This window comes from bacterium, assembly GCA_030697795.1.
Taxonomy (GTDB): domain Bacteria; phylum Patescibacteriota; class Minisyncoccia; order JACQLN01; family JACQLN01; genus JACQLN01.
In genome coordinates, this window is the sequence record JAUYOV010000004.1 from 238,908 (window position 1) to 251,064 (window position 12,157).

Genomic DNA, 12,157 nt, shown 5'->3' on the forward strand with positions numbered 1-12,157 from the left:
CCGAGCTACGCTCTGGTGCGGGGATTCAATACTTCAAAACTCAACTCCCTATTTGGAACTTCGAGAGGAGGCCAGGCCAAGACTGTCGTAGCGGTTATCGTCATGGTCGTAGTCGAAGTAGAGGCCGAACCGATCGAAATCGCCGACGCCAACGCGGCTGCCATCGGAGTCAAGAGACGAAGTTCGGACATAGGTGTGTTCGAACAGTCGCTCACCAGTAGCCATGAAGTGGCCAATGATGGCGTAGACCACCACTTGCGCCTTCGGTGTTTCCTCGTCTTTGCCGAGTAGCTTCTGCTGATCATCCCAAGTCTTGGACGTGGAATCCATAACCGGAGTTTTGCGGACGAGATGCCATCCGACTTCGCCCTTGTATTTGGCAAAAGTCTCCTTGTTGTACCAATCCTGTTCATAAAACAGGCGCTGACCGTTGTTAGCGACCTTGCCTCGGATGTCCAGGATTGAGAGAGGAAAAATGGCGACAAGGGTATGCGTGTCTCTTGCCTCGGTAAGCTCGGCTTCAGTGAACGGAACTTCGGCCAAAGCCGAGATCTGCGCTCGCGTGGGCTTTACACCGAGATACTGAATCGCTTCCTCTACCCCAAACATGTTGCGCCCCATTATCTGATGGGCCGTTTTCTGCGAAGTGGTGGCTTCATAGCCGCCGTTGCTGATAAGCCTAACCACTTTCGTGGCAAGGTCATTGCCCTTGGAGCCTATGACTCTCTGGGCAAGTTCATCGTTGAGGCCAGCGGCCTCAAGTTTTAGGAGCACTTCATGCTCTTTGTGCACCGACAGAGTACGGCTCACGATGGTTTCCATCGCGTACCTCCTATAGGAATGAGTTATCCCGAAATCGTCGGGACCGCGGTTTTTACTAACTTTTAAGTACTAATAACCATACTATCATATTGACAACTATAAGTCAATAGTAACCCCAAAATTATTTAAAAACATATCTTTTATCTTTGTTCTAAGAATAGTGGAATCAGCTAATTTAAAATCTGGTGCTCTGGGGTTTAAGCCATTGGAATCTAAAATATGATAACACCATAAATAAGCCGACTCCTTTAAGCCTTCTCTAGTAGCATATTTATTATTTAAAATAGAAAAGAAGTTTGCGGTTTGTTGCCAAATTTTTTCTTCGCCCATACCTGGTTCAAAGATTCTAAATATAATTTGCGTAGCAAAATGCGCCAACTTTAGGCAGTATAAATCATTCTTTAAAATTAAATGCGAATCCTTAATTTTAAAATCTGTAATTATCGGTATATGTTTTGATGGCACAAAAAAAACTTCGGCATGATTAAACATATCTAGGCCATGCCTAAGTTTGCCGGTATATTTGCGCACACTTTTAGCCTGCAGTTCCATTAAGCCAAACTCTTTGGTATAAAGTGTAAAAACCGCATCAGCTTCACGGCGAGGTGTGTTTTTTAAAATAATGCCTTCTATAGATTTCATAAACGGTAAAAGTATAACATGTATCCTAAATTAAAATTATCATCCCGAACAGCATTATGGAGAAGACTATCTTATATAAATAAAGAGGCTCCATATCGTCTGTGAGGGGTGATAATTTTTCTTAAAAACTTGCTGGCGAGCGAAAGAGCAATTTTTAAGCTAAACTATTAAACATGAGTAGGAATAGTAAAATTTTAATAGCAATTATGGCTCTGGCGGGTATTTTGCGCTTATGGGGTTTGGGTTCGGCCGAACTCCTTTTTGATGAATCTTTTTATTCTTTTAGATCCATCGGCTGGCTGGACTACCTAGAAAGCCCATACCAAACCACGCCGGTACAGTGGTTTATCCCGAGCGAAGTCGAGGGACTCATGGATGGCGAGAGTAACCGAACCATGAGTGGTACAAATATGCCATGGTGGCTTAAACTATCTTTCCACGACCACCCGCCTTTATTCTTTTTAATTCAAAAAGTATTTTTTAATTTATTCGGTGATTCACTTTTTATCTCACGCTTACCCTCGGCAATTTTCGGCTTGGGTTTTGTTTATTTAATTTATTTAATTGGCAAAAAACTTTTTAAAAAAGAATCGGCCGGTTTAATTTCCGCTTTTATTGCCGCCATAAGTTTTGCCCATATTTCGCTTTCGCGACTCGCCATGCTGGAATCTGTTTTGTTCTTTTTTATACTTTTAAATATTTATTACTTTTTAAAACTGCTTGAGATGGATTCGGCAAGCTCACCGCAAGCTAAAAAATATTGGTGGCAGTTTGGCTTAACGTTTGGCATGGCTATGTTAACCAAATATATCGCCGTTTTTTTGATTCCAACTTACCTTGTCTTTCTTGTCATTAAGAAGGTTCAACCTTCCTGGAAGGTTGAACCTTCTAGGATTTCCTGGCGATCTATCTGCCTAGCTATCGTTTTGGCTATAATAATTTTCTCGCCGGTTATTGTTTATAACATTTATTCTTACAAAACCTTTGGGCATTTTGATCTGCAGTTGGCTTATCTTCTAAAACAAGATACCCCTTGGCCCATTGAAGCTTTCGGTGGCAAAACCCAGGATCCTTTTTCTAAAATTGGCGAAAATTTGCCCGCAGTGTTTTCTATGCCATTCCTAGTAATAGTCTTGATTAGTTTAGTTTTCGCCACCATAAAACAAAGAAAAGAATTGTCTTTAGTGTTAATTTCTTTTGTTTTTATAATTTTACTTTTAACCCAAACTGGTTCAGCCATTCGTTTTGTTTCTTTACTTGTAATTCCTGCCATATTTTTTATAACTGCGTTTATTTTATTTTTATGGCAAAAACCGTATAGATTCTTAAGTGTTGGTTTAATATTTACTGCCATAATTTGCAGCGAACTTTACTTTTTTGCTTTTTCTAAACCCGATTACGGCGTAGTAAAACTAGATAAATATTTCGATTCTGTTTTTAACGGTAACAGACCCGAGAATTTACCTACACATCTCAATCCTTATTTAAATAAAGTTATACAAGATTATTCACAAAAATACCCCGCCACACTGGCGCCAACCGGCATAATTTACGACGACAATATTGCTTTGCAAGCTCAACTTTGGCTTTTTTCGCGAAGGCAATATTACCACGGTATACCTGTTATGACGGCGAGTAACTTTGAAAATATTATAGAAAAAAACGGCGTCTCGGCTTTTAAAGACTTTACACTTTACTTTGTAAAGGCCGAAGAAGCTTCACCTTTAAAACCAACCATCTCAACAGAATATGCCAAAAATATTGAAGCCCTGTTACAAAAAAACAACCAAAAACCGGTTATAACAATAACCGGCTATGGAACGAACGCTATTCCTGCTTTTAAAGTTTATAAATTCTCGCTTAACTAATCTCGGCCGTGCCCTTTGTTCCAAATGAAAGCAAAAACAAAACCTATTACATAACCCATTACGGCCGTAAATACAATCAATTTTACAGCGTTAACCATCATAAACGCCGAAACAGTATGGGGATTGTTTAAGAAGTGAAGTCCATAAACCATGTCTAAAAACCTTTGGGCAAAATCAGCAGAAACCAAAAGTGACCAAACCGCATGCCATAAACCCATAAACAAACCCACCGCCAAACCCGTCTTATTTTTATTTAATTTAATTGCCATAGTATTAATTTTAATTACTATTTTCGACTTTTATTAAAGTTATATTTTAATTTTAACACTGAAGCGTCCTAATAAAAAGCAATACCGCCGTGTTTTAGTTCTTTTCTTATAGACAAATAATCTGGAATTGTTTTGGCCACTAAATTCCAAAAATTATGCGAATGATTAAATTCGCCCAAGTGGCAAAGTTCGTGAACAATAATATAGTCGGCAAAACTTGGCGACAAAAGCGCAATTTTGTAGTTAAAATTTAAATTACCCTTTTTAGAACAACTGCCCCAGCGAGTTTTCTGGTTTCTTATATTAATTTTATTAAATTTAAAATTATACAACTTATTAAAATATTCTACCCTGCTTTGAGCCAACGCCAATGCTTGGGTTTTGTGTTTAATAAATTCTTTTCTGGTATTTTTTACAGGCACCCTTGGAACAAAAGGCTTAAAACCTTCTAACTTTTTTAAAATCCAGTTTTTGTTTTTATTAACAAACTGGTTTATAAAATTCTGGTTAGCCGAATGAGGCGCGGTTAACACCACCGCGCCGTCGCAATAAATAGCCAGCCTTAATCTTCTGGCTTTCTTACTTATTTTTAGAGTGTATTTAATTTTTTCCATTTTAGAACATACCAACATTCTCAAGTATGTTGGGTTGTCGTTTGTGCCAATTTATGATATTTAAAAATCTTCTCCCCACATTTGCATTCAACGGTCACAGATGTAATTCGCGGCATAAAATTATCACATTCTGGCAAGGATGGTCCTTGCTAGTTGGTAGGGGTCATTGGATAAGAGTCTTATATGAAAAAACCCACTCTATCTCCATCATTAAGAAGTTCGTGCTCTGATGGTCGTTGACCATTTAGCGTCATTATTAGTTTGCCCGGCGGGTACCGTCTTTGGATTTCAGGATAAGAAGCAAAAATACTATGCAAGAGAAAAATAAATGGTGCGTCATGACTCATAATAATTTTCATTTCTGTCTGACCAGTAATTGCTTCCATAACTGGATCAAATTTAACAAATACATTAATTGATTTTAATACTTCTTTACTCATCTTATTTACAACATCCCAACATACTTGAGAATGTCAGGCTGTTATTAGCCGATTCTTATTAGTTTAATCCGTTCTTGATTTAATTTTACCGCAACTTTCCCACTCCTGTAAAATATTTTTATAACCTTATAGAAACATGAAATTATCTGCACTTGAATTATATCGGTTGTGGATAACTTTCGGTTAATTTTCGGTATTGAAAATAGTATAATTAAGTTATGAATAATCTAACTCCTAGGCAAAAACAAATCCTTGATTTTGTAACTAAATATAGCAATAAGAAAGGCTATGCTCCTTCCCATAAAGAAATCGGGAAATATTTTAAACTTACTTCCTCTGCCACCATTAATGAGCACCTAGATGCCATTGCAAGTAAGGGTTATATAAATAAAGAAAAACATCAAAAAAGAAATATAGAAATTAAATCTTTAGAAACATTGGTTTCCGTACCCCTTGTTGGAACCATCACGGCTGGTGAACCAATAGAAACATATGAAATCCCAGAAAAAATATCAGTACCAAAAAACCTTTTATCTCAACAGGGTGAACACTTTGCTTTAACAGTTAATGGTAATAGTATGATTGGCGAAGGAATTTTTAGTGGAGATACAGTGATTGTTCGTAAGCAAGATACTGCAAAAGACGGAGATAGTATAGTTGCACTTATAAATGGAAGTGAAACAACATTAAAAAAGATATATAAAGAAAAAAATGGCTTTAGGCTTCAACCAGCTAATCCAGAACTCAAACCAATATTTGTAAAACAACTTGAAATACAAGGCAGGGTTATAAGTGTCATTCGTAATCTAGAAACCTTAGTAAATAAAATTAACTGTGGCGATGTTTTGGAAACAATTAAAAAAATACCAGAAAGTTCAGTACACCTAGCAATAACTTCCCCGCCATATAACGTTGGAAAAAGCTATGATAATCATAACGATAAAATGGAGTATTCTGACTATCTTGATTGGTTGTATAAAGTTTGGCAGGAAACAAAAAGAGTTTTAGTTCCTGGTGGAAGATTTGCTATAAATATTGCTCCAACTGGTATAAAAGATTTTGTACCAATACATCACGATTTTATAGCTCAACTCAGGAAACTCGGAATGAAATTTCGAACAGAAATTATATGGTACAAACAAACAATGCTAAAACGAACTGCGTGGGGAAGTTTTAAAAGCCCAGCCAACCCACATATTGTTCCGTCTTGGGAATATGTTTTGATTTTCTCTAAAGATCAAGATCGTTTAGATGGAGATAGTAAAATGGCTGATATTACCAAAGATGAGTTTATGAAATTTTCCGATGGATTTTGGCAGATTTGGCCAGAAAGACAAAGAAAAGGACATCCAGCTCCATTTCCCGAAGATTTAATATATAGATTAGTAAAATTCTATTCCTATAAAGATAGTACTATTTTGGATATGTTTGGAGGAACAGGCACAGTAGCAACTGTAGCCGCCAAAACTGGTAGAAATTTTATACACATAGATGTTTCTCCTCAATACTGTAAAATCGCTAAAGACAGACTAGAAAAAGAAATTAACCAAGGAAAGTTAGTTTAATTTGTTTGAATACCAATTAACAAGGTCTTTGGCTAAACTACTTAATGCTTTTAACTTGCCTCCTAATTTAGTTTTGTTGTTTTCAATATATATTCCGTCTGTATAATGGGAACCTAGTTGTCTATCTTTTGTTGGACTTTCTTCACTACCCCATTCTGACTGCCAAGACCGCCCACTTTGCTGTCTTCCTTTGTCAGGAGTAGAGAAAACAAATTTTAAACTTGGAATCATATCTTTTAAAACAACAGCATAAAATAATGATTCTGAAAGTCTTCCGTGTAAACTAGTTTTACAACTTATAATTGCAACGGGATTGTTGTTTCCATCAACTACAACAAGATCTATATCGCCCCAAATTCTTTGATTAGAATTAATTTTGCCAACGGGAATACTAAGTTTTTTCCATAAACTACTATCATTTCTAGCATCATCACCTCTTATGACTTTTAATTTAGATTTAAGAGAAATCAAATCTTGATTTACTTTATCTCTGACAAAATGCTCCCAAGCTCTACCGCTTTTTTGGACATATCTTTGTCTTTGACTATTTGTTTCGTAGTTATTAGGCATATTATTTTAAATATTTTTAATCCCCACCCCGATTTCAAATCCTTCATAATTCCAAACTTTGTGGACCAAGAAATTTTCGTGTTCGGTTATGCCAAAGTTAATTTGTGTAGAACGAGTTTCGGCTTTTATAACTTGTTCCCAACGAGTTAATAATTCTTTAAAGTTGGCGTTTTGGTTAAGTTCGTAATGTAAAATTATTTTATCTTCTGGTGTTAATTTGGCTTCTTTTCGCATTTCGTTTATATTGCGAATCATTTCACGAACCATTCCTTCTTCCTTAAGCTCCGCCGTAAGTTCGGTATCCAAATTAACGTTGTTCTTTTCTATTTTTCTATCACTTAAAACTTTTTTAACATTGAGTTCTTCGGCAACTATATATAGAACATCGCCAATTAAATTGTAATCAGCCGGTGAAACATATAAAGCATTTAAGGGCTGGCGTACGCGCAAACCCGCTTGAGCGCGCTCGGCAAGCCCCAGCGCCACAATTTCGCGGGCTCTATCCATGACTTTCGTAATATCGGAAGCCTTAACAGTTTTGGTATTTGGCCATTTTTCCAAATGAACCGACTCCCCAAACGCCGATAAACGCCGATTTTTATCCGCGCTGATCCGCGCTGATCCTTGCGTTAATCCGCGTAATTCTTGATAGAGCCATTCCGATATAAACGGCGCAAATGGCCCCATAACAACAGATACGCGTTTTAAAACTTCGGTTAAAGTATTTTGAGCCGATAGTTTTTCGGCATCTATATTTTGCTTTTGGAACTTACGGCGGCTACGGCGTATATACCAATTAGAAAGTTCGTCTATAAAAGCTTCTATAGCACGCGAAGCGGAAGTAATGTCGTAGCTTTCTAAAAATTTATTTACTTCGAACTCCAACATTTCTGTTTTAATCAAAACCCATTTATCTAAAATATCTGTTTTGGCTAGTAAAGATTTCGGAGCTTCGGTGTAATAAGTTTCTAAAAACAAAAACGAATTAATTAAAGTATCGGCGAATCTACGTTTTTTAGATTCTATATCGCGCAAACTAAAAAGTTTATTATCGCCCGGCGCGTTTACAGTGTAAAAATACCAACGCATCATATCGAACCCAACTTTCTCACCCACCAGCCAAGGGTCTACAATGTTCCCTTTAGACTTCGACATCTTCTCGCCCTTTTCATCTAGAACATGGTTTAAACTAATTACATTCTTATACGGATTACCTTCGCCTAAAGCGGTAGATACCGCCATTAAAGTATAAAACCAGCCCCGGGTTTGATCGATCGCTTCGCAAATATAATCTGCTGGAAAATGGTCTTTCGGTAAATTTTTATTTTTTATATTTAAATTTTTCTTGTCCTTCGAAGCCTTGCTGTGCCACTCCGTAGCTTTGAGCGAAGGGTGGGCGTAGGAGGAAACTTGAGACGCCCACGGCATTGCACCCGAATCAAACCAAACATCGGCCAAGTCTTTTATACGTTCCATCTTCGAGGAACACATAGAACACTTAAGGAACACGCTATCGGCATAGGGGCGATGCAGGTTTAAATTGCCTTCTTCATCGTGGGGCCAGTTATTTGTTTCTACAAAAGTAAATTCGGCAGGGGACAAAGCTAGTTTAGAATCTTTAACTGCGTTTTGATACAAAAGTTTTGTTTCGTCTTCGCCATAAATTCCATTAGATAATTGCATTAAAAATAAGGGGTCCATATGGCTTACCACAACCACCTTCTTGCCAGCGTGTTCTCTAGAAACATCCATCATAAATTCGCGCACCCGTTTGGCCACATCCAACCACGATTCGCCTGCCGGCGCGGGGCGAATAAATTTATCTTTAAAAGAATTAAAATATTTTTCATATTCCAAAAATGGCCCGCCATTAAACTCGCCAGTGTTTATTTCGCGTAAGCGTTCATCAAAAATTACTTCTTTTATTTTAAGTTCGTCCGCCAATATTTGAGCCGTCTCTCTGGCTCTTAATAGATCCGATGAATATATGGCCGATACCTTATTAGCCGCCAAAAGTTTTTTTATATTTTGGGCGGATGCCTCTGCTTGTTTTCTACCCTTTTCGGTTAGGGGGTTTAAAATCTTTTCAGGGTAAGCACTGCAAATACCTTTAGCGTTAGATTCTGCTTCGCCATGGCGCATTAAAATTAAAGTGGTTGGAGAATCTAGGCGGTGTTCGTTAAGCTCGGCTAAAGAACCAATAACAGTTTTGTGTTCGCATTTGGTGCATGCCCAAATTGGCAAGGGTGTTCCCCAATAGCGTTCGCGGCTTATAGCCCAGTCTTTAACCTCGCGTAACCATTCGCCAAACCGGCCATCTTTAATGTGTTCGGGCACCCAATTAACTTTTTCGTTATTTTTAATTAGATCGTTTCTTAACGCCGACATTTTTATAAACCAACTTTCTTGGGCGTAATATAGTAAGGGCGATTTACACCTCCAGCAAAAAGGATATTCGTGCTTATAGCTTGACTCATTAAACAGCAAATTTTGTTTTTTTAAGTAAAACAAAATCGTTTTTTCGGTTATGGGGTCTTTTTTGTTTTCACTAACAACAGCAAGCCCGCCTACTATAGGAACAGATTTTACAAAAACTCCTTCACGATTAACCGTGTGGAATTTAGGCAAATTTAATTTGGAACCGAGTTCAAAATCGTCGACGCCATACATTACGGCTGTATGCACAATGCCCGTACCATCTGCGGTAGTTACAAAATCGGCTTCGTAAACTCTGTACGAATTTTCGGATTCCAACTCTTTAACAGCAAAAAGTGGTTCGTAAGAAAGTCTAGTAAGCTCGCTAGAAGTTAGTTCTTTATTTATTTTGTATTCTACTTTAGCCTCGCCAAAAACTTTAGGCGCTAAATCGCGAGCCAAAATATATTTTTCACCATTAGCTTCGACTTCTACATAGGTAACTTTCGGGCCAACAGCTAACGCAACATTTCCCGGTAACGTCCAAGGCGTCGTGGTCCAAGCCAAAAGAAAAGTGTTTTCTCCGCCAGCTGGCGGATTTTTAACTTTAAATTTTATTATGACCGACTTATCTGTAACTGTTTCGTAACCCTGCGCCACTTCGTGGCTGGAGATGGGCGTACCACACCTAACACAAAAAGGCACAACTTTATAATCTTTAACTAAAAGTTTTTTATCGTAAATTCTTTTTATAATATTCCACAAACTTTCTATGTATTGCGGTTCGTAGGTTATGTATGGGTTTTTAAGGTCGAGCCAGTAACCCATGCGGCGCGTTAGCTTTTCCCATTCATCTTTATACTGCCAGACTGATATTTGGCATTCTTTATTAAATTGAGCGATGCCGTATTTTTCTACTTCGCGCTTATTTTTTAAACCTAATTTTTTTTCGACTTCAATTTCTACCGGCAAACCGTGTGTATCCCAACCAGCCCGACGCAAAACATAGCGCCCTTTCATTGTTTGAAAACGGCAAACAATATCTTTAAACGATCTAGCTAAAACATGATGGAGCCCTGGTTTACCGTTGGCCGTAGGCGGGCCTTCGTAAAATACGAAAGGTTTACCATCTTTAGTGGCTTTTAAAGTCTTTTCAAAAACATCGTTATCGTGCCAATGTTTTAAAACTTTTTCTTCTTCTTGGGGTAAATCAACGTGACGCATAGTGATTTAAATATATCATTTAAGCTAGCGGAAAATAAGACATTAGTAAAATATCGGTAATTCCATAAGTATTCCCATGCTTCAACAACCCCAAATAAGAACTTACCGTTTCTGGCTCTGGGTTCTCTCCAATTCTTTTCATCATCCGTTTTTTAGTAACTGTTCTTAAAACTTTATGATCTGTAAAATGAACCCAACCCAAAAAATCCGCACCCGAAGCTAGAGTTTTGATAAAAACTTTGTCGGGGTGGAGTGTGAGTTTGAGATTTTTAATTAAAAATTCTTGAATCTTTGGGATTAAGTTCTCTAACCATTCTTTGTCTTGCGATAAAACCACAAAATCATCGGGGTATCTAATGTAATACTTAACTTTTAATTTATGTTTAACAAACTGGTCAAACTTGTTCATATAGATATTCACCAAAAGCTGGGAGGTTAAATTGCCCAAGGGCAAACCAATATTGGGTTTTGTTTTAAAACTGGACACAACATTATTGAGTAACCAAATAATATTTTTGTCTGGTATATATTCAGTTAGTATCTCTAGCAAAACTTTGTGATGAATACTGGAAAAGAATTTTTTAATGTCGCATTTTAAGACCCAGCAAGTTTTAGTGTTATTTTGACCAACTTTGTAAGCAAAAGACTGAAAACGATTCAGGGCTTTATGCGTGCCTTTGTTCTTTCGGCAAGAAAAAGAATCGGCTATGAATGTTTTATCAAAGAAAGGGTAAAGAATATGATAAATTGCGTGGTGAAGTAGCCTATCCCGAACTGTGGCTTTATGTATGTTTCGGGGTTTGGGGTCGGAAATATTGAAAGCTTGGTAAATGCCATGCCGATAAGTGAAATTGACCAAGTCTTGGTTAAGTTGAAAAATATTATCCATTAAATTAAAGCCAAATTCCTGCACATCTTTTCTTTTTCTCTTGCCTTTGATAAACTCCTGCCAAGCCAATAACAAATTATCAACGCTAATAACATCTTCAAAACTATGGATCAATTGAGTTTTCATAATTCTACATTAAGTAACCCCCCCCCCCGAGACTTCCACCGCTGATTGATAAAATGAAAAATCTCTATTTTATCTGGTTTCAATACTACCAGATTTTACCCAAAGCGCATCGCTACACGCTTGGCCGCAGAATTGACTCTATGTTTATTGAAATAGTTGAAGCGATAGTTACAGCGTCTTTTCTAACGCAAGAAAAGAAGCTCCCGTTTGTTCAGCACGCCCTTCGCAAAACAGACACGCTTAAAATCCTATTACAAGTATTATGGGAAACTAAATCTTTAGATGATAAAAAATATATAGCCGTATCAAAACCTTTAGAAGAAATCGGCAAAATGCTGGGTGGCTGGAATGGCCAGCTTCAAAAACCCCTCGACATAGCTCGGGATAAAGAAAACTCTCCCCACAAAAAGCAGAGAGAGAAATAAAGAAAGTTGCGAGCACGGCCGAAGGATTGTTGGCATTCCAGTCGTTCTCAAGCCAGTTGTAGTTCCAGTCCCACTCACCATCGTTCCAGTAGAGATAAAGAACGTTGCGGTTGCCATTCGGACTGCGAATATATTGTATAAAGCGCCACCTATGCCACCACCCCTTGAATACTCTTAGGGTTGTATCGTATTTGGTATCTAAAATACCCTAGCGCTATATACCGAGTATCTTCATTTTTTTAAGCTTCCATAAACCACCCTATTCCCAACCGTAATCGGGAATACTCT

Annotated in this window: 11 protein-coding genes; 3 read left to right on the plus strand and 8 right to left on the minus strand. The window is 37.7% G+C overall.

The genetic code is table 11. The features are described 5' to 3' along the window. Positions 1 to 48: 48 nt before the first annotated feature. Together Q8Q95_02340 and recO are read right to left on the minus strand one after the other, a co-directional pair. On the minus strand, positions 49 to 822 hold the full coding sequence (locus Q8Q95_02340) for a hypothetical protein (protein MDP3764437.1): 774 nt from the start codon (positions 820 to 822) through the stop codon (positions 49 to 51). A gap of 96 nt (positions 823 to 918) precedes the next feature. Continuing rightward, positions 919 to 1,464 carry a DNA repair protein RecO gene (gene recO / locus Q8Q95_02345; GenBank protein MDP3764438.1) on the minus strand — a complete coding sequence of 182 codons (546 nt, stop codon included), beginning with the start codon at positions 1,462 to 1,464 and terminating at the stop codon, positions 919 to 921. A gap of 173 nt (positions 1,465 to 1,637) precedes the next feature. Between recO and Q8Q95_02350 the strand changes: the two genes are divergently transcribed. Next, entirely contained in the window at positions 1,638 to 3,332 is a 1,695-nt protein-coding gene (locus tag Q8Q95_02350) for a glycosyltransferase family 39 protein (protein MDP3764439.1), read from the plus strand. Here the strand turns inward: Q8Q95_02350 and Q8Q95_02355 are convergent. The 3 genes from Q8Q95_02355 to Q8Q95_02365 all read right to left on the minus strand — a co-directional run bounded on the left by Q8Q95_02355 (position 3,329) and on the right by Q8Q95_02365 (position 4,655). After that, positions 3,329 to 3,601 carry a hypothetical protein gene (locus Q8Q95_02355; protein ID MDP3764440.1) on the minus strand — a complete coding sequence of 91 codons (273 nt, stop codon included), beginning with the start codon at positions 3,599 to 3,601 and terminating at the stop codon, positions 3,329 to 3,331. The genes Q8Q95_02350 and Q8Q95_02355 overlap by 4 nt on opposite strands. Before the next feature lie 68 nt (positions 3,602 to 3,669). Next, positions 3,670 to 4,215, minus strand: coding sequence for a SprT family zinc-dependent metalloprotease (locus tag Q8Q95_02360; GenBank protein MDP3764441.1), 546 nt, complete (start codon positions 4,213 to 4,215; stop codon positions 3,670 to 3,672). A 179-nt stretch (positions 4,216 to 4,394) separates the two neighbouring features. Continuing rightward, the gene (locus Q8Q95_02365) at positions 4,395 to 4,655 is read right to left on the minus strand and encodes a hypothetical protein (protein MDP3764442.1); all 261 of its coding nucleotides are present in this window, start codon (positions 4,653 to 4,655) and stop codon (positions 4,395 to 4,397) included. Between the two features lie 218 nt (positions 4,656 to 4,873). Here Q8Q95_02365 and lexA point away from each other — a divergent pair, with 218 nt between their 5' ends. Continuing rightward, positions 4,874 to 6,220: a transcriptional repressor LexA gene (gene lexA / locus Q8Q95_02370; protein MDP3764443.1), complete on the plus strand. Its 1,347-nt coding sequence runs from the start codon at positions 4,874 to 4,876 to the stop codon at positions 6,218 to 6,220. On the opposite strand, the gene Q8Q95_02375 is transcribed toward lexA, so the two are convergent. The 3 genes from Q8Q95_02375 to Q8Q95_02385 are packed head-to-tail and all read right to left on the minus strand — an operon-like array spanning position 6,212 to position 11,444. Then, positions 6,212 to 6,790 carry a BsaWI family type II restriction enzyme gene (locus Q8Q95_02375; protein MDP3764444.1) on the minus strand — a complete coding sequence of 193 codons (579 nt, stop codon included), beginning with the start codon at positions 6,788 to 6,790 and terminating at the stop codon, positions 6,212 to 6,214. The genes lexA and Q8Q95_02375 overlap by 9 nt on opposite strands. A gap of 6 nt (positions 6,791 to 6,796) precedes the next feature. After that, positions 6,797 to 10,429: a class I tRNA ligase family protein gene (locus tag Q8Q95_02380; protein ID MDP3764445.1), complete on the minus strand. Its 3,633-nt coding sequence runs from the start codon at positions 10,427 to 10,429 to the stop codon at positions 6,797 to 6,799. Between the two features lie 19 nt (positions 10,430 to 10,448). Continuing rightward, the gene (locus Q8Q95_02385) at positions 10,449 to 11,444 is read right to left on the minus strand and encodes a reverse transcriptase/maturase family protein (GenBank protein MDP3764446.1); all 996 of its coding nucleotides are present in this window, start codon (positions 11,442 to 11,444) and stop codon (positions 10,449 to 10,451) included. Between the two features lie 53 nt (positions 11,445 to 11,497). Here Q8Q95_02385 and Q8Q95_02390 point away from each other — a divergent pair, with 53 nt between their 5' ends. Continuing rightward, positions 11,498 to 11,869, plus strand: a complete 372-nt coding sequence (locus tag Q8Q95_02390) for a four helix bundle protein (GenBank protein MDP3764447.1) — start codon at positions 11,498 to 11,500, stop codon at positions 11,867 to 11,869. Positions 11,870 to 12,157: the final 288 nt, after the last annotated feature.

What these genes read in the sequence shown, in the direction of transcription:
- lexA (MDP3764443.1), top strand. Translation starts at nt 4,874, where the DNA reads ATGAATAATCTAACTCCTAGGCAAAAACAAATCCTTGATTTTGTAACT.
- Q8Q95_02390 (MDP3764447.1), top strand. Translation starts at nt 11,498, where the DNA reads ATGAAAAATCTCTATTTTATCTGGTTTCAATACTACCAGATTTTACCC.
- Q8Q95_02365 (MDP3764442.1), bottom strand. Translation starts at nt 4,655, where the DNA reads ATGAGTAAAGAAGTATTAAAATCAATTAATGTATTTGTTAAATTTGAT.
- Q8Q95_02380 (MDP3764445.1), bottom strand. Translation starts at nt 10,429, where the DNA reads ATGCGTCACGTTGATTTACCCCAAGAAGAAGAAAAAGTTTTAAAACAT.
- Q8Q95_02355 (MDP3764440.1), bottom strand. Translation starts at nt 3,601, where the DNA reads ATGGCAATTAAATTAAATAAAAATAAGACGGGTTTGGCGGTGGGTTTG.
- Q8Q95_02360 (MDP3764441.1), bottom strand. Translation starts at nt 4,215, where the DNA reads ATGGAAAAAATTAAATACACTCTAAAAATAAGTAAGAAAGCCAGAAGA.
- Q8Q95_02350 (MDP3764439.1), top strand. Translation starts at nt 1,638, where the DNA reads ATGAGTAGGAATAGTAAAATTTTAATAGCAATTATGGCTCTGGCGGGT.
- Q8Q95_02375 (MDP3764444.1), bottom strand. Translation starts at nt 6,790, where the DNA reads ATGCCTAATAACTACGAAACAAATAGTCAAAGACAAAGATATGTCCAA.
- recO (MDP3764438.1), bottom strand. Translation starts at nt 1,464, where the DNA reads ATGAAATCTATAGAAGGCATTATTTTAAAAAACACACCTCGCCGTGAA.
- Q8Q95_02340 (MDP3764437.1), bottom strand. Translation starts at nt 822, where the DNA reads ATGGAAACCATCGTGAGCCGTACTCTGTCGGTGCACAAAGAGCATGAA.
- Q8Q95_02385 (MDP3764446.1), bottom strand. Translation starts at nt 11,444, where the DNA reads ATGAAAACTCAATTGATCCATAGTTTTGAAGATGTTATTAGCGTTGAT.